This is a genomic window from Acinetobacter sp. 161(2023) (assembly GCF_037027805.1).
Classification (GTDB): domain Bacteria; phylum Pseudomonadota; class Gammaproteobacteria; order Pseudomonadales; family Moraxellaceae; genus Acinetobacter.
In genome coordinates, this window is the sequence record NZ_JAZEYD010000004.1 from 71328 (window position 1) to 96992 (window position 25665).

Consider the following 25665-nt stretch of genomic DNA (forward strand, 5'->3'; position numbering starts at 1 on the left):
TTGTCGTGGCTGATGAACAAAAATCCTTAACGGATGTCGCAAAAAATACAGGCGAACTTTTGCAAGAGGCGGGTACTAAAACCACTCAAACGGTTTTAGCCCATACTGAAAAGTATCATGATGCCTATACCACAATCGATAAAATCGTGGATAGCTTCTGGGAACGTGTGCCTTATATATGTATTGCGATTATCGTTTTTATTATTTTTTGGCTACTGACCAAATTATTTAAGTTCTTTGTTCGTAAAACATTAGAAAACCGCTCTTACACGCGCCAAAACCTAGTGTTGGTCTTAAACCGTGTAGGCAGTACAGCGATTTTATTCTTTGGTTTCTTAATTGCTTTAGTGATCTCGATTCCAGGGTTTACACCAGGGCAACTCATGAGTGCTCTTGGAATTGGTTCTGTCGCTATTGGTTTTGCATTTAAAGATATCTTTCAAAATTTACTGTCAGGCATCTTAATCTTATTAAGCGAGCCATTCCGCATTGGCGATTCGATTGTTGTCAATTCGCTTGAAGGAACTGTTGAAGATATTCAAATTCGTGCAACATTCTTACGCTCACCAGATGGACGCCGTATTGTTATTCCAAACGCAACTGTTTATACGAGTGCTTTAACTGTAAATACTGCTTATCAACAACGACGCTGTGAGTTTGTAGTCGGCATCGGATATGACGACGATGAACAAAAAGCCAAGCAGATTATTTTAGATATTCTTAACAATGACCGAAATGTACTCAGTCAGCCAGCCTTCTCTGTTAACGTAACAGCTTTGGCAGACTTCTCGGTTAACCTTACCGTGCGCTGGTGGATTGATACCACTGAAACTGATATTTCATCATCTACAAGCACCATTCAAGCGCAAGTAAAACAAGCTTTTAATGCAAACGATATTAATATTCCTTACCCAATTCAGGAATTAAAAATGGCTGTAAATCATTTGCCATTGAATGCCGAGAACTCAAACAAATAAACGTCCTAAAATATATGAAATAGACGTTTCAGTTCTTAAAATACGGTTGCCTAAGCTCACAGCTTGGCAGCCGTTTTTTGTGAGCAAATCAACCTCATAAGGGATAAAGCCACCTTCAGGCCCCACGACTACACTACAAGCATGTGGAATATTAACAGGCATGCTGTGCGCGGCATAAGGATGAGCCACATAGGCTGGTGTTTCTTTCGAGATCAAGCTTGGCAGAACGTCTTCAACAAAAGGTTTAAAGCGTTTGTACATGTGAATTTCAGGAACAATCGTGTCACCTGCTTGCTCAAGACCTAAGGTCACATAGTTATCAATTTGCTGTAAAAACGGCGTTTGCCAATAGCTTTTATCTACGCGATAGCTATGAATCAGACTAATCTTTTCAACCCCTAAAGTCACACTGTCCATGATTAAACGACGTAAAACTTTGGGCCTTGGTAAAGCCACAATTAAATGAACCGGAAGCTTTGCAGGGACAGCTTCTTCACTAATAGGTCGTATACAAACTTCTTGCTCGTTAATCGAAACAATTTCCGTCATATAACGCGAACCATTACGAATGCCAACTTTTAGATTTTGGCCAACCGTAATATCAAGATGTTCCCGCAAATGCTGTAATTGGCGCTTTGAGTGAATTGACCATGTATCTGACTGAATATCTTCAGGCTCTAGTAAAACGATATTCATGGTTTGTCGGCCAAATACCGGTTAATTACGCCAATATGTTTTTGCAATGAACCTTGGTTACGTTGTAAGACTTTATGTGCTTGTTCTACTACTTGTTGAGCCTGATCAGGTTCAGCTAAACAAGCCATCCAGATTGCTACAACTTGCTCAGCATCTTGGGCAATGAGCACACCATTTTCATCAATAAACTCATCGACAATGGTTTGGAAATTAAAGTAACGAGGTCCAATGACGGTCGGCACATTTAAAACCATAGGCTCTAAAATATTATGTCCACCACCCGGTTCATTTAAAGAACCGCCCACAAAACACACCTGACTTAAGGCATACCATAACCAAAGCTCCCCCATACTATCGGCTAGATAGACCTGTGTGCTCGTATGAATACTTTGGTTCAAGCTTCTACGATGAGTAATTAAATCTAGGTTTTGGCAAATTTCAAATACTTCATCGAAACGTTCAGGATGTCGAGGTACGACAATACAAACTAACTCTGGATTCGATTTTAAATAAGGCTGAATTGCCTGCAAAATTTGCTGTTCTTCAGATGCATGTGTACTGGCAATTGTCAGGATTTTACGCTGATCCAAATACCATAGCTGATATAACTTTGATGCCTGATTTATAAATGCTTCTGGTGCGTGAATATCAAATTTAATATTTCCCACCACCTGACTTTTTTGTTGATCTAAGCCAAGTTCAACATAACGTTGGCGAGTAGCATTATCTTGTGCCAACACCCAGTCAATTTGTCTCAGCATCCCTGCTGTTAAACCTGTAACTCGACTATAACCTTTAGCTGATTTTTCTGATAACCGCGCATTTAACAATAAGCAAGGTACATGTTGTAGCTTGGCTTGATCAATTAAATTTGGCCAAAGCTCAGTTTCAACCAATGCTAAAAGTTTTGGCTGATACAACTCAAAAAATTGTTTTAAAAGATGCTTTTGATCAACAGGCAAATAAACTGCTTGAAATAAATCTAAATAAGGTGCTTTTAAAAATAATGATTTCGCACGTGCCTGCCCGGTTTTAGTTGTATTAGTAACTAGCACAGGTTGACCTAGTTTAAGATAATGCTCGATTAAAGGCTGCGCAGCATTGGTTTCTCCAACCGAAACAGCATGGAACCAAATTGCTCTCACATTTTTCGGAGATTCAAACGGCCCAAATCTTTCAAGACATTCTTGATTATATAATTCCTGGCTTTCTGCACGTTTTTTTATCCGCCAGTGGTAAAAAGGTTTTAATAAATGGAGTGCGGTGTTGTACCAAAATGGGGTCGCCAAGCGGTTTGCCTCAAATAGTCAAAGTTTAAAACTGGGGAAAATATAACATAGATAGAAAAAATGGCAGAGTTTCGATACCTAAACTCTACCATTACAAGGAAAAGCGATTTACTAAGTTCAGAAATGAACGAGGTCAGTAAATCATCTGTTCAAAAAATTACGAAGCTTCTAGCGTTGGATAGTCTGTATAACCTTCAGCACCTTTAGCGTATAAAGTTGTTGGTTGAAGCTCATTTAAAGGTAAGTCTTGCTCTAAACGCTGTAAAAGATCTGGGTTTGCAATATATGCTTTACCAAAAGATACTGCGTCAGCTTCACCATCACGCAAAATACGTTTTGCTGACTCTGGTGTTAGGTTCTCATTCGCAATCCATACACCATTAAATTTTTCGCGAAGTTTAGGGCTAATACTGTCAGCAGCTTCGTATTCACGAGAGAAGATGAAAGCAACATTACGTTGGCTCAGTTGTTCAACCACATAACCAAACGTTGCTAACGGGTTTTCATCACCCATATCGTGTGAATCACCACGTGGTGCAATATGCACACCTACTCGGCCAGCGCCCCACACTTCAATAAATGCATCAACGACTTCTAATAGTAAACGTGCGCGGTTTTCAACAGGACCGCCATATTCGTCATCACGTTGATTCGTATTGCTTTGAAGGAACTGGTCAATTAAATAACCATTCGCTGCGTGTAATTCAACACCATCAAAACCAGCTGCTTTAGCTAATTCTGCTGAATGTTTATATTGAGCAACAACCTCTTTCACTTCTTCAAGTGAAAGTGCACGCGGTTTTACATACGGACGTTTAGGACGTAATAAACTCACTTCACCCGCAGGTTGAATCGCACTTGGTGCAACAGGAATATCACCATCTAAAAGTTCAGGATGCGAAATACGCCCCACATGCCAAAGCTGAGCTACAATTTTTGAACCTTGAGCATGAACTGCCTCAATAATTTTATTCCAAGCTTGTGCCTGTTCTTCTGACCATAATCCTGGGGTTTCTGCATAACCCACAGTTTTTGAACCAATCACTGTTGCTTCAGTCAAAATAAGACCAGCATTTGCACGCTGTTGATAATATTCAACCATTAAATCATTCGGTACTCGGCTTTCACCACTACGCGCACGCGTTAATGGAGCCATTACCAATCGATTTTTGATTTCAAAATCACCAACCGTTAAAGGAGTATTGAGTTCAGCCATAGTCGCCTCGACTTACACTTTATATTGTTAAAGTGTTTGTTTTAAATGTTCGATATATTGCTGAATCAAAGCTTCGTTACGTGAAAAATAAGACCATTGACCATATTTTTGGACCTGAATCAGGCCCGCCTGTTGTAAAACAGACAAATGATTCGACATTGTAGACTGAGCTACTTTACCCAATCGCTCAATATGACCTGCACAAACACCTTTCTCAAAACTACCACCACACTCTTCCACGGGTAAATAATGCGCAGGTTCTTTCAACCATTGCAAAATCTGCCGACGTAGCGGATTGGAAAGGGCTTTGCTAATTGCATCAATATCCATAGGCTCAACACGTCTTTTAAACGAACAAAGCTTTATTCAGCATTTCGAAAACATCATATCGCATTTCTGCGATATTCATATCCATTTTTTTCGATATTCATATCGCATTTTTTCGATTAACATTCGAAGGCTGAACTGCTTTGCCGTTTTAATCGCTAAAAATCCAAGAGTTCTACATATTCATAGATGAACTGTATTTAAACTAAAAGTTCAGCAGACTCTTATAAACCTTGTTTTAAGCTCGCCTCAATAAAGCGATCAAGGTCACCATCAAGAACAGCACCTGTATTAGAGTTTTCAACACCCGTACGTAAATCTTTAATACGTGAATCATCTAATACATACGAACGAATTTGGCTTCCCCAACCAATATCAGACTTCGAGTCTTCTAGCGCTTGAGCTGCTTCATTACGTTTTTGCATTTCCAATTCATACAATTTCGCACGTAACTGTTTCCATGCGTGGTCACGGTTAGCATGTTGCGAACGCTGGTTCTGACACGCCACCACAATACCTGTTGGGGTGTGAGTCAAACGAACGGCCGAATCGGTTTTGTTAATATGCTGACCACCTGCCCCAGATGCGCGGTAAGTATCTGTACGAACATCAGAAGGATTAATATCAATTTCAATATTGTCATCAACTTCTGGTGAAATAAATACCGCAGAGAATGAAGTATGACGGCGGTTACCACTATCAAATGGTGATTTACGAACTAAACGGTGTACACCCGATTCAGTACGTAACCAACCATAGGCATATTCACCTTCAACACGAATCGTTGCAGATTTAATACCAGCTACGTCACCATCAGATACTTCCATGAGCTCTGCTTTGAAGCCATGACGTTCAATCCAACGCATATACATACGTAATAGCATAGATGCCCAATCTTGTGCTTCGGTACCACCGGAACCTGATTGAATCTCGACATAGCAAGGATTCGGATCCATTGGGTTGCTAAACATACGACGGAATTCAAGTTTAGCCAGCTCATCTTCAGCAGCATTAAGCTCTGACTGAACATCTTCAAGCAAGCTTTCATCATCAGCTTCTACAGCCAAATCTAACATCGCTTTTGCATCTTCAAGTTGTGTTGACAACCCATCTAATACATTAATAACGTTTTCTAGTTCGCCCTTTTCTTTCGCCATTGCCTGAGCACGGCTTTGGTCGTTCCAGATCGCAGGGTCTTCTAACTCACGTAAAACTTCTTCTAAACGTTCTTTTTTCAGATCGTAGTCAAAGATACCCCCGTAGTGTTTGGCTACGATCAGTTAAGTCTTTCAATTGGTTTAGATAAGGATTAATTTCCACGCGAGTGTTCCCATAAGAGCAGATAAACAGGCAATTATTTTAGCATAGCTGCGGTTATCTTCGAACCTGCTTTGTATTTCTCATCATATTTCACTCATCTGATTTCTAATTTTTCTTCAGTTCATTTTAAGTTTAACCAGTAACATCCTCATACAAAATTGGGTACTTTTCCAGCATTTCTGAATTTCTACACAAAATCTCCTCATTTTTAATAAAATAAAACATTATGTTTTTTAATTTGTAAATCAAATATTTAAGTTGATCAAATTTACAAAAAAAGCACATAGTTACAGTGCAGTTACTTGTGCAAGATTGACGGTAAATGATTTTGCTCTAGACTTAAAGTTGTAACAAAACATTTATAAAATCGTTTTTAGAGGGGAGAGATTCCATGAAAAAACTAGCAATTGCATCAGCTCTTTTATCTGCACTTGCAGTAAGTGGCGCAGCAAACGCTTACCAAGCTGAAGTTGGTGGTTCTTACAATTATCTTGATCCAGACAACGGCAGCAGCGTAAGTAAATTCGGTGTTGACGGGACTTATTACTTTAATCCTGTTCAAACTCGTAACGCTCCACTTGCTGAAGCGGCATTCTTAAGCCGTGCAAGTAATGTTAACGCACTTATCAACTATGGCGATAACAGCGGTACAAAAGACACTCAGTATGGCGTAGGTGTTGAATATTATGTTCCTAACTCAGATTTCTACCTTAGCGGTGATGTAGGTAGAAACGAGCGTAAAATTGACAACATAAATTACGACCAAAAAGTTACGACTTATGCGGCTGAAGTAGGTTATTTACCAGCTCCAGGTTTGTTACTTGCGCTAGGTGTTAAAGGTTACGACGAAAAAGACGGTAAAGACGGCGCTGATCCAACAGTACGTGCTAAATACGTTACTCAAGTAGGTCAACATGACGTGAACCTCGAAGCGTTCGGTGCGTTTGGTGACCTTGACGAATATAAAGTTCGTGGTGACTACTACATCGATAAAACTTTAAGTCTTGGTGTGGATTACTACAACAATGACTTAACTGATAAAGATGAATTTGGTATTAATGCTAAAAAATTCTTAAATCAACAAGTAAGTCTTGAAGGACGTATTGGATTCGGTGACAACGACAACACTTATGGTGTTCGTGCAGCATACCGCTTCTAATCTCATCTAGAAGTTTATAAAAAAATCCGCTCAATTGAGCGGATTTTTTTATTGATTTAAATGCACAATTCGCAGTTGTAAACTCACGTTCCCATTAAAAACATTACGGTCTATTTCATAAACTAGATGTACATGATCACGCATCGGATCAAATTCAAATCGACCTGCTGCATTAAAAGCAATTGCATCGAAACTATAGTGATCTAAAGCCAATTTCAGCTTTAAATGGGTCTCTTTAAGCCAACGAAAATCGATGACTTTAAAATTTCCTTCAAACTGAGGTAGCGGAAATTTTTGCCCCCAAGGTCCTAACTGCTCAATCCAGTTCAAGGTATCTAACTGCAAAGCCGAAACTGGTAATTCTCCATCTGTCCATAATGTAGCCTGAAAGATGGATTCATCCATCGCCGCTACACAGTCATTAAATACTGTTTTAAAAACCTCAAAATTTTCTTTACGTATCGTTAAACCTGCTGCTGCCGCATGTCCGCCAAAATGGCTCACCAATTCGGGGTGTTGTTCAGCGACCTCTTCAATCATATCTCGAATATGCACGCCATCAATTGAACGCGCAGACCCTTTAATATGAATACCATCTTCATCTGGTGCAAAAACTATTGTTGGTCGATGGAACTGTTCTTTTAAACGCCCTGCCACAATCCCAATCACGCCTTGATGCCAACTCTCTTCAAATAGTACAAGAGCTTGTGGAATATCTTCTTTTGAGAGTTGCAAGCTATCTAAAGCAGATAAAGCTTGTTGCTTCATCTCCCCTTCAATTTGCCGCCGCTCTATATTTAACTGATTTAATTGTTGAGCAATCGGGTAAGCCGTTTCCATTGAATCCGCTAATAAACATTCAATACCGATTCGCATGCTCTCCATACGCCCAGCAGCATTAATACGCGGACCTAAAACAAAACCTAGGTCTTGTGCACGCAAAGACGATGCCTCTCGACCAGCAATATCCAATAAAGCCAATATTCCGACCCGACATTGATGTTGCTGAATACGCTTCACACCTGCATCCACTAAAATGCGGTTGTTATAATCGAGTACAGCAACATCCGCATAAGTTCCCAAAGCGACTAAATCTAGATAATGAGTGACTTTACTTGTGCTTTTACCTTGTCTGCTACGTAAACTTGCCAAATTGGCCAGCACATAAAATGCAACACCAACCCCAGCAAGCGCTTTACTTGGAAAATCACAACCTAACTGATTGGGGTTAACCACCGCTTCTGCTGGAGGTGTTTCTTTAGTTGTTAAATGATGATCTGTAATAATGACCTTCAGCCCCAAGGCATGGGCCGTATCAACCCCAGCATGGCTGGAAATGCCATTATCTACAGTAATCAATAAATCAGGGTGATAAGTTTGATGAGCAAGCTCTGCAATTGCAGGCGTAAGCCCATAACCGTACTTAAACCGATCGGGAACCAAATAGTCGACTTGTGCACCCATATCGCGAAGTACGAGTACCATTAATGCTGTGCTGGTTGCACCATCTGCATCATAGTCACCAACAATAACGATTTTTTTCTGCTCATCAATGGCTTGATCTATTAATGCTACAGCGGTTTCTAAACCTTTGAGCGCTGGAGCAAGTAAATTCTTAAGTTTTAGCTCGAGTTCTTGTTCTGATTGCACTCCACGTCTTGCTAAAATCTCGGCAATAAACGGAGGCACGCCTTGAAACTGTTCAGGGCGTGTCAATAAAGGTCTTTGTTTGATTTGTATTTTTGTCATTTAAGGCATCAGTCGGTGCAGCGTCCATTGACCGTCGATTTTTTCATAACTCAAGCGGTCATGTAAACGATTTGGTCGCCCTTGCCAGAATTCATAATAATCCGGTTGCAGACGATAGCCTCCCCAGAACTCTGGCTTATCAAGCACATCAAGGCTTTCGACTTGCTGTTGTAAGTCATGAAAACGCTGCTGTAACAGTTCTCGGCTTTCAATCTTACCACTTTGTGGAGTACTGATATGCGCTGCAATCTGGCTATCACGTGGTCGTTTAAGATAGTAGTCTGTAGATTCCTGTTCAGGAATTTTAACAACATGACCACCAACTCTCACCTGACGCTCTAGACTTGGCCAATAAAATAATAATTCAGCATAAGGGTTTTCTGCCAAATCTATACCTTTCTGACTGTCATAGTTAGTATAAAAATCATAGCCAGCTTCTGTAGCACCACGTAACAAGACTGTTCGAACATGTGGTCTACCATTCGCATCCGCTGTTGCTAATGACATGGCATAGGGTTCATGCAAATTGGCTGCTAAAGCATGGTTAAACCAACCAAGAAACTGCTGATGAGGGTTTGATTCAACCTGCCCCTCATGCAACTCACCTTGCTCATAGCTCAAGCGTAATTCACTTAAATCTTTAATGACATCACTCATGCCATGCACCTTATGCAACTTGTGCTTGTGAACGAACTGAATCTGCTAAATGCTGAGCTAAAGCATTCACTTCTTGCTCATCATCACCTTCAACCATGACACGAATCACAGGTTCCGTTCCTGACTTACGAATCAAGATACGGCCTCGGCCTTTGAGTTGCGCTTCTGCTTTATCAAATTCAGCAACCAATGCTGGAATCGAATATGGATCAAGCATTTGTTCTAAACGTATATTTAAAAGAACTTGTGGGAATAGTTTAAAGTCTTGAACCAATTCGTGAAGAGCCTTATTTTGCTCGACCATTACAGTTAAAACTTGTAGGGCGGCAATAATCGCATCACCTGTCGTACTCTTGTCTAAAGTTAGAATATGACCAGAAGGTTCACCACCTGTCATCCAACCATTTTCATCTAATGCTTGTAATACATAGCGGTCACCGACTTTTGCACGAACAAAACTAACATTTGCTTTTTCAAGTGCAACTTCAAGTGCCATATTACTCATGACAGTACCAACAACGCCCACAGGTTTTTTCTGAGTCTGAGTTGCCAAAATATATAAAATATGGTCACCATCAATTAAGTTACCAAACTTATCGACCATCACCACACGGTCAGCATCGCCATCAAAAGCAATCCCTAAATCTGCTTGATGCTCAACCACTGCTTTTTGCAAGTGTTCGGGATGTGTTGAACCACAGTTTTCATTAATATTTAAACCATCTGGCTCATTATATAAGGCTACTACTTTAGCGCCTAGTTCACGAAAAACCGAAGGACCAACGCTATAGGCTGCTCCATGAGCACAATCCACAACAATTTTTAAATTATTTAAATCAAAATGATATGGGAATGTAGATTTACAAAACTCGATATAACGGCCATTCGCATCATTTACACGAACGCTTTTACCCAAGTTTGCAGTGTCCTCAATTAATAAATCTTTTTCTAACTCGCGATTAATTTCTTCCTGTAAGGAATCTGGTAGTTTTTTACCTTCACTTGAGAAAAATTTAATCCCATTATCATAATATGGATTATGTGAGGCAGATATAACGATGCCCGCATAGGCATGTAAAGCACGTGTAAGATGCGCAATTGCTGGTGTCGGCAATGGACCAAGTAAGTGAACGTATACGCCAGCAGCGTTTAATCCAGCCTGCAATGCAGCCTCTAAAATATAGCCAGATAAACGAGTGTCTTTTCCTAATACAACAAGCGGTTTATTTTTTGGACTCGTTCGCTTTAATACCTTCCCTGCAGCAAAGCCTAATTTTAAAGCAAACTCTGGTGTAATAGGCGTTTGCCCAAATTTTCCACGAATACCATCCGTACCAAAATAACTCATAGCTTATCTCATTTTTACGCCACTTCAGGGGTGGCTCACTTCATATATGGCAATTCCGCCATATTTCTTTTCGTCAGATTTACTTTACACCAAAAACAAAAAGCCGTCAGTGTAATGACGGCTTTCTTCATTGTTTTGGTTACCAAAATCTAACCAACACGATAGTTTGGAGCTTCTTTAGTAATCGTTACATCATGAACATGCGACTCAGACATACCTGCTGAAGTAATTTTCACAAATTTCGCATTTTGGCGAAGATCTTCAATCACAGCTGAACCGGTATAACCCATTGATGAACGTAAACCACCCATCATTTGATGAACGATGTTACCCATTGGGCCTTTATAAGGAACACGACCTTCAATTCCTTCCGGTACTAACTTTTCAGCGCCCGCTTTTGAGTCTTGGAAATAACGGTCAGCAGAACCTGTTGCTCCCGCCATTGCACCTAATGAACCCATACCACGATATGCTTTGTAGTAACGACCTTGGAAAAACTCAACCTCACCAGGCGCTTCTTCAGTACCAGCTAGAAGAGAACCAACCATGATGGTGCTTGCACCCGCACCGATCGCTTTTGCCATATCGCCAGAGAAACGGATACCGCCATCTGCAATTAAAGGAATTTGATCTTTTAGTGCGCTAGCAACGCTGTCAATCGCAGAAATTTGTGGCATACCAATACCTGCCACAATACGAGTTGTACAGATAGAACCAGGACCAATACCCACTTTTACAGCATCTGCACCTGCATCTAATAATGCTAATGCAGCATCACCAGTTGCAATATTTCCACCAATCACTTGTACTTGAGGGAAGTTTTGTTTCACCCAACGTACACGTTCAATTACACCAGCTGAGTGACCGTGTGCTGTATCAACAACGATTACGTCAACGCCGGCTTCAACCAACGCTTCCACACGACTTGGTGTATCAGCACCTGTACCTACCGCAGCACCAACACGTAACCGACCAAGATCATCTTTACAACTGTTTGGATAGCTTTCAGCTTTGCGGAAGTCAGTCACTGTAATTAAGCCTTTTAGTTCGTTGCTCTCGCCAACGACCAAGACTTTTTCAATACGGTGTTTTTGCAATAATGCTTGAATATTTTCTTTAGACTCGCCTTCACGTACAGTGACTAAACGATCTTGGCCTGTCATGATGTTGCTAACAGGTTGTTCTAAATTAGTTTCAAAACGCGTATCACGGCCTGTCACAATACCAACAACCTTGCCGTCTTTAACAACAGGTACACCGCTAATGTTATTAGCAGTGGTAATTGCAATCAGTTCACGTACTGTAGTTTCAGGCGTTACAGTGATAGGGTCTTTCACCATACCCGCTTCGAATTTCTTTACACGGCGTACTTCTGCAGCTTGAGCAGCAATATCCATGTTTTTGTGCAAAATCCCGATACCACCATTTTGTGACATCGCAATCGCCATACGTGACTCAGTCACTGTATCCATTGCAGCTGAAACTAATGGGATATTTAAATGAATGCCGCGAGTTAAACGTGTCTTTAAAGAGACATCTTTTGGGAGAACAGTAGAGTAGGCAGGAAGTAATAAGACATCATCGAAGGTTAGCGCTTCTTGAACGATGGTCAGCATAACAATCTCACTGGTAAATTCCGTGAGCTATTATAAACAAATTTCAATGCAATTTTCATATTATCTTTGCCTTTTTCAGCAATAGATGTAGAGCTGCTCTAAATAATTCCCACTTATTATAGTTTTAACGTTATTTTTTAATCTATGTTTTTGCAACCCAGAATTTTATCTGGGTTGCTCATTAGAGATCATATTTAGGCGGGGCAACTAAAAACTTGTTCTGTCATTAAGTCGACACCACAAGGTAAAGTCTCAATCCAGTCCAAAAACTGATTAATCATTTCTTTGCCCATAAATGGACTGCCATGCTGTGGAACAATCATTTCAATATCCATCTGGCGAACCATTTTAACCCATAAGCGGATGACCTTATTGGAACACATATAGCGTTGGTGAAAAGCTTTCATTTTTAGAACATGCGTATCGAAATCTGTTAAAGGTTGGTTAGCATCCTCAACTATCGAAGCGCCCATATCACCAGAAAATAAAATTTTGGCGACTGGATCATAAAACTGAAAATTACCTACCGAATGTAGAAAATGGGCTGGGACTACCACAAGTTTTGATTCCCCCAATTGAATCACTTGGCCACGGTCAGGTAATTCAATAAGACGGTCTTCCCAATTACCTTTCATACGTTCACTCATAAATGAGGAATTTAGGTGCGGTAGAAAACGTGCCCATAATTTTGACGCCACCACTTTAGCATCGGTATAGACCAACCAGCGTGGCATTGAGGTAATAATGTCCGGATCCTGATGAGAAGCCAACACATAGTCGAGATTTTTCAAGCGTGTATATTTATTTAATTCCATGGTCAACGGAACATAGGTCAAATCACCACCTGGATCGATTACAGCAGCGCGCTCATGATCAATAATTAAAAATTGATTGGCTTGTATACCTTCCCCTTTAACCAAACTGGTAAAACTAATACATTTATGAATGCCATTATCAAATAATATCTGCGAAGTTGTTTTTTCAAACCCCATACAATTCCCCAAAAAAACTTTAAATATTAGATATTTTTATATCCATAATAAAATAAAGGGATTCGACCACTCTTGCAATGAATTGCTTTATTTTTCTCATAATATTTTAAAATAGCTTTTGCTTTTCTTATTTTAGAAATGAATTATCAATAATTTTGGTAGCCTCAACAACTCACGCCAAATTAACTTCACAGTGAAATTTAACTACTAAAATGACCTACAAAAAAACGCACTCGAATTGAGGGCGTTTTTTGGACAGCTTTAAATGCTTTAGAAGAAGTAATGCTGTACCAAAGTAGAGACACCTACAATTAAGAAAATAGCAGCACCAATTTTATGAATGAGTGAGATAGATAAGCGTTCAGCTAATTTATTACCAATAAATACAGCGGGTGCATTGGCAATCATCATACCCAACGTTGTACCTAGCATCACCCAGAAAATGCTGTCGTAACGTGCAGCTAAAGCTACTGTTGCAATCTGCGTTTTGTCACCAATTTCTGCTAAGAAAAACAAGATAAAGGTTGCACCAAAAACACCAAATTTTTGCCATCTGTTAATGCTATCAGTTTCATCATCTAACTTATCTGGAATAAGCATCCAGAACGCCATACCAATAAAACCACCCGCAAGTACCCAAACCAAGATTTCGGGACTCAAAACCGTCGTAATCCACTGTCCAAGCACAGCAGAGATACCATGATTAATTAAAGTCGCAAAAAGAATCGCAATGAGAATAGGGATTGGCTTACGGAAACGTGCAGACAGTAAAAGAGCTAACAATTGAGTTTTATCGCCCATTTCAGCTAGGGCAACGATCGAAGTAGAAATCAGAAATTCTTGCATGTCGTTTCTCTGGCTAGCATAAATGCCCATGACCTACCCCTCCTGCTAGCCAAATATCTGCAGAGTGGTAAATCAAAGGTCTTGCCAACTCAGAAACGATGAGACGTTTAAGCTATGATGACCATGTTCTGTTGAACAATTATGTTGATCATCACCTATTCATTCAGAAATGAATAGCGGCTACTCCCCAATGAAGTATGTGCTCATTATATTCGAGGAGTTCCATTTTTCAAACAAAAAATTTTATCCATGCCCACACTAACAGTCGACCTAAGCCCAATAATAAAGCTAAACAAATACTAAAATTAATAAACCCAACATTGTTCATGCCAGCTATATGTTGTGATTGAAATTCAAATGGCAAAATAAGCGTTGCCACAAATACTTCCAAACCCATTGCCACGTAGGTCATCCACTCCCAAGGAAAGTGCAAAAGACTGACCCATAATCCCATCAATAAAAATACAACCAACAGAATCAGCAACATGATTTTTAAAAAACCCACCATTTATTATTTCTCCTTTGTCTAAAACGAGAAATTTTTCCTCTCTCGATCACTCCCTCTTTATCTTTAGATTAACCTAAAATCAATTAAATTAAATACCAAAATAAAACCCCGCCGAAGCGAGGTTTTAATGATTCATTTCAAAATATTAGATTAATAAAGTACGAATATCTTTAAGAAGTTTCGTAAGTTTATTGGTAAAGCGAGCGGCATCTGCACCATTAATTACACGGTGGTCATAAGACATCGACAACGGCAACATTAAGCGTGGGTCAAAGTCTTTACCATTCCAAACCGGTTGCATCGTTGCAGGTGAAATACCCAAAATCGCAACTTGTGGCCAGTTTACTAGTGGTGTAAAGGATGTACCACCAATCGAACCTAAGCTTGTAATCGTGAAGTTCGCACCTTGTAAGTCTTTCGGTGTTAATTTCTTATCACGTGCTTTTTGACCTAACACACCTAATTCAACTGCAATTTGCTTAATTGATTTTTGGTCTGGGTTACGAAGTACTGGCACAGTTAAACCATCAGGTGTTGCTACCGCAATTCCCATATGGATTTCATTGCGCAAGAGCACTGATTTACCGTCATCAGATAGATGACCTGCAAACTCACGCTCTTCTTTCAACAAATGCGCAACGGCTTTGATAATGAATGCCATAATCGTCAGGCTGATACCTTCTTTTTTGAAGTTGCCTTTCAGCTCATTACGCCAATCTTCTAACTCAGTAATGTCAGCCAAATCAAACTGGGTGACTTGCGGAATAAAGTTGTTCAATGACAATTGCGGAATTGATACTTGCTGCAAACGCGTCAGTACTTTTTCTTCCACGCCACCAAACGCAGTGAAGTCAGGAAGCTTTGGCAAACCCGAAACTGCTGGTGCAGCCGCAGCTACTGGAGCTGCTTGTGGTGCAGTTAAACGAGTCTTCACATAAGCAAAGATATCTTCTTTAATCACACGACCATGTTCACCAGAAGTTTTAACTTGTGATAAAACCACACCAAGTTCACGAGCAAGCTTACGAACAGCAGGGCCAGCATAAACTTTAGCGTTTTCAGCTTCTTGCTCTTTCGTTAACTTATCACTACCAGAAACTGGAGCAGATACAGCCTGAGTCGGAGCAGGAGCCGCCACTTTAGGTGCTGAAGCTTGTGCTGCCGGAGCTTCTGCTTTTGGCGCTGGAGCTGCTGCAGGTGCTTGGCCTTCCGCCTCAATTGTTGCAAGCAAAACACCTTGTGAAACTTGTTGACCTGCTTGCAAGTGAATCGCTTTCACAACACCAGCAACAGTACTTGGAACTTCTACAGTTGCTTTATCAGACTCAACCACAACAAGGCTTTGGTCTACATCAACTTTATCGCCAACTTGTACCAAAATTTCAGCAACAACTGCTTTATCTACGCCCAAATCAGGAACGTTAATATCAACTGGTCCAGATTGAGTAGCAGCCGCAGCTACAGTTTCTTGTTGAACTGGTGCAGGCGCTGCCACTGAAGCTGCTGTAGAAGCAGGAGCTTCAACTGGTGCACTTGATGCAGATGTTGTTTTCACTTTAATGAGCACAACACCTTCTTTAACTGTATCGCCTTCTTTAACTTGAATGCTTTCTACAGTACCCGCAACACTGCTTGGTACTTCTACAGTTGCTTTGTCAGATTCAACCACAACGATGCTTTGCTCAACATCGATTTGCTCGCCAACTTTTACTAAAATTTCACCAACAAGTGCTTTTTCAACACCAATATCAGGAACTTGAACTTCAACCACTTGACTCGTGGTTGCCACTGCTGGTTGTGCAGCAGTTGAAGCCTGTTGTACCGCTGCCGGCGCTGCTGTTTGTTCAGCTGCTGGAGCAGGTTTTGCAACTTCTTCTGCTTGAGCTACAGGTACATTACCTTCAGCTTCAAGTTCAAACAATACCGTACCTTCAGTTACGCTATCGCCTTCCTTGATTAAGATACTTTTTACGACACCTGCTGAAGTGCTAGGCACTTCAACAGACGCTTTATCTGACTCAAGCAAAACAAGGCTGTCATTTTCAGCAATGCTGTCACCAACTTTTACCAAAATTTCAGCAACAACTGCTTTATCTACGCCAATATCAGGGGTCTTAATTTGCATGCTTAGTTCCCCTCACCTGTTTGCGCTTCATGGTATTCAGCAACTGCTTGAACTTCTGGATGTGCTTGTGGAGCCCATGCCACTGGACGATCAGTGTCTAACTCAAAGTTAGAAATTGCATCTTTAACTAAACGTGCATCTACTTCACCTTCGTCAGCTAATTTTTTCAAAGTAGCAACAACGATATGTGCAGCATCAACACCAAAGAAACTACGCAAGTTAGCACGTGTATCTGAGCGACCATAACCATCTGTACCCAACGCAACAAATGGACGACCATCTGGAAGATAAGCACGGATTTGTTCGCTATACGCACGCATATGGTCTGTTGCCGAAACAACAATACCTTCTGTACCGCGCAATTGTTTAGATACCCAAGACTCTTTCACTTCTTCAGTAAGTGGGTGTAAGCGATTGTATTCTTCACATGCCATACCATCACGCGACAACTCATTGAAGCTTGTTACACTCCAAACGTTTGAATGGATTTGGTATTCATCACGTAAGATTTTTGCAGCTTTGATCACTTCACGAAGAATTACACCTGAACCCATCAATTGGACAGTTGCTTTTTCATCTTTTTCGAACAAGTACATACCACGTTTAATGCCTTCCTCAGCGCCTTCAGGCATTGCAGGATGCTCGTAGTTTTCGTTCATTACAGTGAGGTAATAGAACACACGCTCTTGGTTCACATACATACGTTGTAAACCGTCATGAACGATTACAGCTAACTCATAACCAAAACATGGGTCATAAGATACACAGTTAGGAATCGTGTTCGCCAAGATATGTGAATGACCATCTTGGTGCTGTAAACCTTCACCGTTCAATGTGGTACGACCAGCAGTTGCACCTAACAAGAAACCTTGAGCTTGTGCATCACCTGCAGCCCACGCAATGTCACCAATACGTTGGAAACCAAACATTGAGTAGTACATGTACATCGGAATCATTGGCAAGTTATTGGTTGAATAACTTGTTGCCAACGCAGCCCATGCGCTCATCGCACCAGCTTCGTTAATCCCTTCTTGAAGCATGTGACCGTCACTTGCTTCACGGTAATGCATTAACTGTTCTTGGTCTTCTGGGGTATATTTTTGACCGTGAGCAGCATAAATACCAAGCTGACGGAACATACCTTCTAGACCAAAAGTACGCGCTTCATCTGGAACGATTGGTACTACGCGGTCTTTAATTGCTTTTTCTTTAAGTAAAGCAGCAATTAAACGAACCATCACCATAGTGGTAGATTGCTCTTTACCACCTGAACCGTTTAATACTGCATCAAATACAGATAATTCAGGAATCGCTAGAATTTCACTCTCTTTACGACGTGCAGGTAGATAACCACCTAATGCTTCACGACGCGCTTTCATGTACTTCATTTCTGGAGAGTTTTCACTTGGGCGATAGAATGGAAGCTCTTCTAATTGATCATCTGTAAATGGCAGGTTAAAACGGTCACGTACATATTTTAAAGAATCGATCTGCATTTTTTTGATTTGGTGAGTTTTATTCACCGCTTCAATTTCTTCAGACAAACCATAACCTTTAACAGTTTTCGCAAGAATAACTGTTGGTTGACCTTTGGCTGTCATTGCTTCTGCATAGGCAGCAAAAACTTTGTACGGGTCATGACCACCACGGTTAAGATTATCGATGTCTTCATCGCTTAAATCTTTTACAAGTTCCGCAGCTTCTGGGTACTTACCAAAGAATTTCTCGCGTGTATATGCACCACCTTTCACTTGATAGCGCTGGTATTCGCCATCAACTGTTTCTCCCATTACCGCTTTTAAAGCGCCTGTGCTGTCTTTTGCAAGTAGCGGATCCCAATGACGACCCCATACCACTTTAATGACACGCCAGCCCGCACCACGGAATAAAGATTCTAATTCTTGAATGATTTTACCGTTACCACGTACAGGGCCATCTAGACGCTGTAAGTTACAGTTAACAACCCAGATCAAGTTATCAAGTTTTTCACGACCAGCAAGTGAAATTGCACCAGTACTTTCTGGCTCATCCATCTCGCCATCGCCAAGATATGCCCAGACTTTACGATTTTCTTCTTTGATCAAACCACGATTCATCAAATATTTTTGAATGTGCGCTTGATAAATCGACATGATTGGACCAAGACCCATTGATACAGTTGGGAATTGCCAATAGTCCGGCATTAAATATGGATGTGGGTAGCTTGGTAAACCGTTACCGCCAACTTCACGGCGGAAATTACTTAACTGTTCTTCAGTCAAACGCCCTTCAAGGAATGAACGAGCATAAATACCAGGAGCACAATGTCCTTGGTAATAAATCATATCTCCGCCAAAATTATCGCTGTTTGCGCGGAAGAAATGGTTAAAACCTACGTCATATAATGTTGCACTTGATGCGAAGCTCGCCAAGTGTCCACCTAAATCATCACCTGTTTTATTCGCACGAAGTACCATTGCTAAGGCATTCCAACGAATCAATGCACGAATACGGCGTTCCATATCTTGGTCGCCTGGCATTGCAGGTTGTTCTTCAACAGAAATTGTATTTAAGTAAGGTGTATTGAGACGTTGAATTGGAACATGCTTAGCAATTGCTTGTTGGTAAAGTTTTTCCAATAAGAATGCTGCGCGCTCAGTTCCCATATGTTGTAAAACTGAATCGAATGCATCTTGCCACTCTTGGGTTTCTTGTGCATCGGAGTCACCGTAAAACGCCATAATTCACCTGTTCCTTGTTCTTTAATCTACTTTGTATTTTTACCACGTTTTACCCCTCTCTAGTTATTGCCACGGGTGAATGTGAGGGGGGCCTATTATTTTCTGAATGAATAGTCATTGACCGAGCATTGAACAAAATAACAAAAAAACGCCAATAATGGCGTTTTTTTATACAATCTTTACGTTAAAAAAGGTTTAGGTTAATTTGAGATTCATAAATTTAATAACCTTAACTTTTTTAACTATGCTTTTAAGGAAGCATCGCCAAGTAAGTTGTTGGATTCTTACGTTGACCATCTTTTACTACTTCATAGTGCAAATGTGGTCCAGTACAGCGACCTGTACAACCCACATTAGCAATATGGTCACCAGCAGAAACCTGATCACCCACACGAACCATCAAACGTGAAGCATGCGCATAGCGTGTTAAGTAACCATTTCCATGGTTAATTTCAACATATTGACCATAGCCAGTACCCCAACCTGATTTGGTTACAATACCAGGTCCTGTCGCGTAGATTGGTGTGCCACTTGGCGCAGACATATCTAAACCACCATGATGCTCTGCACGACCACCCATGGTACGACCACCAAAGTTAGATGAAACACGTACGCTATCTGGAAGAGGATGAGAAACTAACCAAGAATAAGGACTTGAAGAAGAGGCATTGAAAGAGCTTTTAGCGGTCGTATGACCATATTTTTTTGCGAGCGACTCATTGTTGAGCTCAACTGTTTTTGGGCGTAAAGTTACTGAAACTTTCGCACTCGCCGGAAGATCTAGATCATCAGGATGCGTATATGAACCTTGAGATAATGTTTTTGATAATTGTTCCAATCGATCTGAATCAGTAGATTGGTTAATATTTTGATAATCTGCAAAAGCAACTGATGCTGCCGAAGCTGCCAGTGAAAACGCTAATAAAATACGACGCGTGTGCATAAAAACCTCTTGAAACTGTTCTTACTCAAGTTCCTTATGATCTCTTCCTTGATATCAATCGAAATGAACGCTTAAGATGAAGACAAGAATCTATCTGAGAATGACCCATGTCTAAACCCGATAACGTTTTTCAACAAACCGGAAAACACATAAAAACAGGAAACCTTACGTTTCTAACAACGCAAGTCGCGCAATGGCAAAGACTTACGAAAATAATCCAACCCTTATTGCCCCAACCGGAACAATGGCAGGTCGTGTGTTATCAAAATGGTTCTTTAATCATTACTGGTGAGAATCAGGCGATGATTAGTCAACTCAGTTACTTACAGAACCAATATGTATCTAAATTATCTCAACTTGAAGGGTTAAAAGACTTACAAAGAATTCAGGTTCGTTTGAGAAATAAAAACATTCCAAATACACCCTCATCTGAGTCATCTAAACCCATCCCCCCGGAAACACAAGAAATGTTACGTAGTGCAGCCGACTTTGTGAGCGACCCTAAGCTTAGCCAAGCTTTACTACGTTTGGCAAGCAATAAAAAATGATGGGCTTTCTATTTCTTAATTAGAATCGTTCTTATTGTGTGATTATAATCACACTTTTTAGCGTTACATTATAACATGACCAAATAAAGACAATGACTTATGTCACACTGACATAGGGAATTGGACACTCATTCTCGTCATTAAATGTTACAATTTCATAATTACTCGGATCACTTTGAACATTGCGTAACAACTGATTATTTAAAGCATGTCCTGATTTATAACCATCGAACTTGGCAATAATTTGATGACCAAGCAAATACAAATCACCTACTGCATCTAAAATCTTATGTCTTACAAATTCATCAGCGAAACGTAAGCCTTCTTCGTTAACAACGCCAGTATCATCTACCCCAATCGCATTATCTAAACTTGCGCCTAAAGCTAAGTTATTTGCTTTAAGGTAATCTAGATCTTTCATGAAACCAAAAGTACGAGCTTCACTGACTTCATATACAAAAGTTTCAGTAGAAAAGTCGATAGTGGCAGATTGATATTCTTTAGCAAATGCCGGATGGTCAAAATCAATTGTAAAATTTAACTGAAAACCATTATGCGGGCTAAAAATTGCTTTTTTATCATCTATTAATGCTTCAATTGGCTTCAATATTCTTATAAATTTTTTCGGTGCATCCAGCTCACGTAATCCACCTTGCATTAACAGGTAAATAAATGGGCCGGCACTTCCATCCATAATCGGAACTTCGGATGCAGATACCTCAACAATGAGGTTATCAATTCCCAAACCTGCAATTGCACTCATCACATGCTCAATTGTTCCAACTTTTATATCTCCAGTCACTAAATTGGAGCACATGAAAGCTTCTTGAATCAGCAAAGCATTCGCATGGATTTCCACAGGTGGGTTTAAATCGATACGACGAAATACAATACCTCCATCCACGGTATGTGGAATGAAATTGATCATCACTTTTTGACCGCTATGAAGACCTATTCCACTCGCTTTTACCACACGATTGAGAGTACGTTGTTTCACCATGCTTTGTAACTTCTTTTTTAAAACCGCTATACGTTAGCATATTTAGTCATTGATCAAAAACAAAAAAGGCAGTGTTTAAACACTGCCTTTTTTTAAATCTTATAATTTTTTACTTACGTTGCTGATTTTTCAAGTAATCTTGAATGCTCATTGGAGAAGAACGTGGAGAAGAACTTGCAGTACTACTCACTTCATTGTCAGCACTTTGACGCTTATTAATTGCAGGAACGTCATCTTCATCAACAGATTGAGCTGATTTAGTCGATGCATGGCTTACTGTATTACGTTTTCTTGGTTCTGCATCTGCTGCATTACGTGTTAAACCGGTTGCAATCACTGTTACGCGTAATTCATCACGCGCATCTGGATCAAATACCGTACCGTAGAAAATTTCACCTTCATCAAGATCAACAATCTGGTTCACGACATCAGTAATGATTTCAGTTTCACGTAACGTAATATCATCACCGCCAGTAATGTTAATCAACACACCTTTAGCATTAATAATATTGACGTTATCAAGCAATGGACTACGAATAGCCTGCTCAGCTGCTTGACGTGCACGATCTTCACCACGCCCCAAACCAGCACCCATCATTGCGTAACCACGAGTACTCATTGCAGTTTTCAAATCGGCGAAGTCAAGGTTAATGTGACCACGGTTTACAACGAGGTCAAAGATACTACGTACAGCATTTAGCAACACATCATCAGCTTTTTTATAAGCATCTTTCATTGAAATATCGCCATATACGCTGAGTAAGCGTTGGTTAGGGATAATAATCAATGAATCAACATGTGCTTCAAGCGCTTCAATACCACGCTCAGCAGATTTTAAACGGCGACGGCCTTCAAAGTTAAATGGGGTTGTTACAACACCGACAGTCAAAATACCCATTTCTTTGGCAACTTCAGCCACCACAGGTGCCGCACCTGTACCCGTACCCCCACCCATACCAGCGGTAACGAATACCATATCCGTACCTTCAAGGTGGTGACGAATAATTTCACGGCTTTCTTCTGCTGCAACTTGCCCGACTTCAGGGTTAGCGCCAGCACCTAAACCACGTGTACTTTGCTCGCCTAACTGAATTTTGAAAGGTGCATTCATACAGTCTAGTGCTTGTTTGTCTGTATTGGCACAAACGAATTTAACACCTTGAATATCAGACTGCACCATATGTTGAACGGCATTACCGCCACCACCACCTACACCAAATACAGTGAAACGGGCTTGACCGTTGCCATCGTTTAGTTCATCTTCTATAAATTCAAATGAGGCCATGACCTTTAGGGTTCCTAATACATTATGGCAGTCACTTCAGCCCGTATACTGCCTTGATTTTCAAAAATAACTAATTTTAAGAATGCTGTGCAATACAAACCTTGTCAAGTACAGTGGTTTTCTCTTACAACTTCCCAACAATTCTACCAATAAATCCATACATCCTAAAAAATGGCTTTTAGCTTGCTATTAAATGCATTCCAGCCATTTACCATTCGCTCCCATACCGAACGGTCATTTGCTTCTTCAGGCTCTTCAACAGCTTCTTGTAACTCACTTTGACTAAACATGAGCAAACCAGCGGCTGTTGCATACATCGAACGACGTAATGCTGCTTGATGCTGATCATCAACATAAACCTGTAAAGGTGGATTACCCAAATGTGCAGATACCCCTAACATACGACGAGCTAAACTCACCATACCTTCGATTTGACAAGCATCCCCTGTCAACACTACACCATGGTATAAACCATGAATTGCACCGCTGTGTTCGAGTTCATCGCGGATCTGGCTAAAGATCTCTTCATAACGGGCAATAATAATTTCTGACAACTCAATTCGACTAATAGTTTGAGGGCCGTCAATTCCTTCTACCTGAATCATGTGATCTGGCTTAACGGCACTTAAATCAACACAACCATGCAGAATTTTAATGCGTTCAGCTTCTTCTGTCGTGGTTTGCAATACAGCAGCAATATCACGTGTAACGTGTTCACCACCGCGCTGCAATGTACGTGCCAGAGCCAAACGGCCATCTAGATAAACCGCAAGATTGGTAATGCCAGCGCCAATATCGACCAGACAAACACCATATTCTTTTTCATCTTTAAGCAAACTTGCCTCAGCGGTTGCGAGACAAGATACCACCATTTTTTCAACCCCGATATTTGCACCTTTCATAGCGCGATCAAGATTTTGCATAGTCGCTATAGGCATCATCATGAGCTGATAATGTCCTGTCATACTATGGGCAGTCATGTTAATTGGATTCTGTACCCATTCAGCAGAATCACCCAATTCAAAGCCTAACGGCACTGCACTTGCTAAATAGTAATCAGAAGTCACATGACTTGCTTTTGCCAATTCTAACGCGCGCACGACTTCATTTGTTGTAATAACATGTGCGGGATTAGCGACTGGTGTGCGGCCAGAGGCATAAAAACTTTGCAACTCGGTACTCGGAATCGATACCCATGCGCTATGAATGCGACATTCGGCCATATTTTCCGCTTCAGCAACAGCATTTTTAATCGCAGCGATGACTTTATCAAGGCTTACGATCTTTCCTTTATTCATGCCTCGATTGCGAGCAGTTGCCATACCGATAACTTGAATGTTATCCGGTGCATGAATTTTTCCAATCAAAACTGAAACTTTATGCGTCCCAATGTCAATCGCAACAACTGAGGGAACAGCTTCACTCATCACTCATACCATTTCTTTGTTGTTTAATACCAGGCAAATTGCCTATTTTAAAGCCACGTATTATGGCTTTGCTTTTGTTCCACCTGCAATGCTTGTGTCATCAATCGTTACAACAAACTGACCATTCGCAATTTTAGGTGGTGTTGCGTTCTTCCATTGAATAGATAATCCATTACGATATCGCAAATCAATGGCTGAGATTTTCGACCACACCGGTTTTAAGTCAGATTGTGCCAGATGACTTAATCGTTGCAACTTATTCATTGTTTGATCTTGGTCAACAATAATTCGTAAACCTGAGTCAAACTGCATAAACCAAGTCATTCGCTCTGTCAGATATAACTCTTTTAGGCGCAAATTCGCTGGATGGAATAATTGATTAATTTCATTATAGCGTCGCATCATCATTTTCGACTGGCTTACCGGACCATGTAGTAACGGAAGCTCGGGGTGAATCGTCGGCTCTGCCTCACTGAATACATCGCCTCCATCGCTTAACAAGCGACCTGTTCCCCAACGGGCGATGGCATGTCGAGGCATGACACGAACACGAATACCATTGGGCCAAGCACGAGATACGACAACTCGGTCTACCCACGAAATTTCTAATGTTTTATCACGAATCTGTTCTAAATCAGATGTGAAATAATTCGCTTTTATAATTGGAGCAACATGCTGCATCACTTGTTGTGTTTCAACTGAAGTCGTCGATCCCACAACCTCTAGCTTTGCAACTGTTGCATCTGTAATAACTTTATATAGCCCATAAATTCCGACTGCCAGCACTACAAAAGCAATAACCAACAGCACCCAACCACCAGCATTGGCAAGCTTCTGCTTACGTGTAGGTGGTTTATCATGAATAGAGGTGATGGCCGCACGTTTACGGCGCATGGAAGCCGGAAGTTGTGCCATAT

General features: G+C 40.7%; 22 protein-coding genes and 1 riboswitch. Of the genes, 3 read left to right on the forward strand and 19 right to left on the reverse strand.

Annotation, left to right across the window (positions count from 1 at the left end; genetic code table 11):
• Positions 1–5 precede the first annotated feature (5 nt).
• Positions 6–977 (forward strand): mechanosensitive ion channel family protein, encoded by a 972-nt coding sequence (locus WA249_RS04740; RefSeq protein WP_336166686.1) that lies wholly within the window; start codon positions 6–8, stop codon positions 975–977.
• Here WA249_RS04740 and WA249_RS04745 read toward each other — a convergent pair.
• The 5 genes from WA249_RS04745 to prfB all read right to left on the reverse strand — a co-directional run bounded on the left by WA249_RS04745 (position 966) and on the right by prfB (position 5825).
• On the reverse strand, positions 966–1673 hold the full coding sequence (locus WA249_RS04745; RefSeq protein WP_336166687.1) for a 16S rRNA (uracil(1498)-N(3))-methyltransferase: 708 nt from the start codon (positions 1671–1673) through the stop codon (positions 966–968). The genes WA249_RS04740 and WA249_RS04745 overlap by 12 nt on opposite strands.
• Entirely contained in the window at positions 1670–2962 is a 1293-nt protein-coding gene (locus WA249_RS04750) for a 3-deoxy-D-manno-octulosonic acid transferase (RefSeq protein WP_336166688.1), read from the reverse strand. Before WA249_RS04750 ends, WA249_RS04745 begins: the two co-directional genes overlap by 4 nt.
• A 157-nt stretch (positions 2963–3119) precedes the next feature.
• Positions 3120–4178 carry an alkene reductase gene (locus tag WA249_RS04755; RefSeq protein WP_336166689.1) on the reverse strand — a complete coding sequence of 353 codons (1059 nt, stop codon included), beginning with the start codon at positions 4176–4178 and terminating at the stop codon, positions 3120–3122.
• Positions 4179–4205: 27 nt separating this feature from the next.
• A complete protein-coding gene (locus WA249_RS04760) occupies positions 4206–4508 on the reverse strand; it encodes an ArsR/SmtB family transcription factor (protein ID WP_002121891.1) in 303 nt (100 codons plus the stop codon).
• 221 nt (positions 4509–4729) lie between these two features.
• Positions 4730–5825, reverse strand: a protein-coding gene (prfB, locus tag WA249_RS04765) for a peptide chain release factor 2 (RefSeq protein ID WP_336166690.1) whose coding sequence is annotated in 2 segments (ribosomal slippage) — positions 4730–5752 and positions 5754–5825 — 1095 coding nt in all. Because the reading frame shifts where the segments join, the coding sequence is not laid out codon by codon here.
• A 391-nt stretch (positions 5826–6216) separates the two neighbouring features.
• On the opposite strand from prfB, the gene WA249_RS04770 reads away from it, so the two are divergent.
• On the forward strand, positions 6217–6984 hold the full coding sequence (locus WA249_RS04770) for a putative porin (protein ID WP_336166691.1): 768 nt from the start codon (positions 6217–6219) through the stop codon (positions 6982–6984).
• 48 nt (positions 6985–7032) lie between these two features.
• Here WA249_RS04770 and recJ read toward each other — a convergent pair whose 3' ends face one another.
• The 10 genes from recJ to WA249_RS04820 form a co-directional block, all read right to left on the reverse strand.
• A complete protein-coding gene (gene recJ, locus WA249_RS04775) occupies positions 7033–8733 on the reverse strand; it encodes a single-stranded-DNA-specific exonuclease RecJ (protein WP_336166692.1) in 1701 nt (566 codons plus the stop codon).
• Entirely contained in the window at positions 8734–9390 is a 657-nt protein-coding gene (gene pdxH / locus WA249_RS04780; protein ID WP_336166693.1) for a pyridoxamine 5'-phosphate oxidase, read from the reverse strand.
• A 10-nt stretch (positions 9391–9400) separates the two neighbouring features.
• Positions 9401–10738, reverse strand: a complete 1338-nt coding sequence (glmM, locus tag WA249_RS04785) for a phosphoglucosamine mutase (protein ID WP_336166694.1) — start codon at positions 10736–10738, stop codon at positions 9401–9403.
• A 149-nt stretch (positions 10739–10887) separates the two neighbouring features.
• Positions 10888–12354 carry an IMP dehydrogenase gene (guaB, locus tag WA249_RS04790; protein WP_004790042.1) on the reverse strand — a complete coding sequence of 489 codons (1467 nt, stop codon included), beginning with the start codon at positions 12352–12354 and terminating at the stop codon, positions 10888–10890.
• A 194-nt stretch (positions 12355–12548) separates the two neighbouring features.
• Positions 12549–13346 (reverse strand): MBL fold metallo-hydrolase, encoded by a 798-nt coding sequence (locus WA249_RS04795; protein WP_336166695.1) that lies wholly within the window; start codon positions 13344–13346, stop codon positions 12549–12551.
• Between the two features lie 270 nt (positions 13347–13616).
• The gene (locus WA249_RS04800; RefSeq protein WP_336166921.1) at positions 13617–14192 is read right to left on the reverse strand and encodes a TMEM165/GDT1 family protein; all 576 of its coding nucleotides are present in this window, start codon (positions 14190–14192) and stop codon (positions 13617–13619) included.
• A gap of 15 nt (positions 14193–14207) precedes the next feature.
• Positions 14208–14393: riboswitch (yybP-ykoY riboswitch) on the reverse strand.
• A 28-nt stretch (positions 14394–14421) separates the two neighbouring features.
• Entirely contained in the window at positions 14422–14700 is a 279-nt protein-coding gene (locus WA249_RS04805; protein ID WP_336166696.1) for a hypothetical protein, read from the reverse strand.
• A 145-nt stretch (positions 14701–14845) separates the two neighbouring features.
• Complete coding sequence (locus WA249_RS04810; protein ID WP_336166697.1) at positions 14846–16825, reverse strand: 2-oxo acid dehydrogenase subunit E2; 1980 nt, start codon at positions 16823–16825, stop codon at positions 14846–14848.
• 2 nt (positions 16826–16827) lie between these two features.
• The gene (gene aceE / locus WA249_RS04815) at positions 16828–19545 is read right to left on the reverse strand and encodes a pyruvate dehydrogenase (acetyl-transferring), homodimeric type (RefSeq protein ID WP_336166698.1); all 2718 of its coding nucleotides are present in this window, start codon (positions 19543–19545) and stop codon (positions 16828–16830) included.
• A 250-nt stretch (positions 19546–19795) separates the two neighbouring features.
• Entirely contained in the window at positions 19796–20488 is a 693-nt protein-coding gene (locus tag WA249_RS04820) for a M23 family metallopeptidase (protein ID WP_336166699.1), read from the reverse strand.
• A gap of 107 nt (positions 20489–20595) precedes the next feature.
• Here WA249_RS04820 and WA249_RS04825 point away from each other — a divergent pair, with 107 nt between their 5' ends.
• Complete coding sequence (locus WA249_RS04825) at positions 20596–21036, forward strand: DUF721 domain-containing protein (RefSeq protein ID WP_336166700.1); 441 nt, start codon at positions 20596–20598, stop codon at positions 21034–21036.
• A gap of 97 nt (positions 21037–21133) precedes the next feature.
• Here the strand turns inward: WA249_RS04825 and lpxC are convergent, their stop codons facing one another.
• The 4 genes from lpxC to WA249_RS04845 form a co-directional block, all read right to left on the reverse strand.
• Positions 21134–22036 carry a UDP-3-O-acyl-N-acetylglucosamine deacetylase gene (lpxC, locus tag WA249_RS04830; protein WP_336166701.1) on the reverse strand — a complete coding sequence of 301 codons (903 nt, stop codon included), beginning with the start codon at positions 22034–22036 and terminating at the stop codon, positions 21134–21136.
• Positions 22037–22145: 109 nt separating this feature from the next.
• Complete coding sequence (gene ftsZ / locus WA249_RS04835; protein WP_336166702.1) at positions 22146–23321, reverse strand: cell division protein FtsZ; 1176 nt, start codon at positions 23319–23321, stop codon at positions 22146–22148.
• Positions 23322–23485: 164 nt separating this feature from the next.
• The gene (ftsA, locus tag WA249_RS04840; protein WP_336166703.1) at positions 23486–24748 is read right to left on the reverse strand and encodes a cell division protein FtsA; all 1263 of its coding nucleotides are present in this window, start codon (positions 24746–24748) and stop codon (positions 23486–23488) included.
• Positions 24749–24808: 60 nt separating this feature from the next.
• Positions 24809–25663, reverse strand: coding sequence for a cell division protein FtsQ/DivIB (locus WA249_RS04845; protein ID WP_336166704.1), 855 nt, complete (start codon positions 25661–25663; stop codon positions 24809–24811).
• Positions 25664–25665 lie beyond the last annotated feature (2 nt).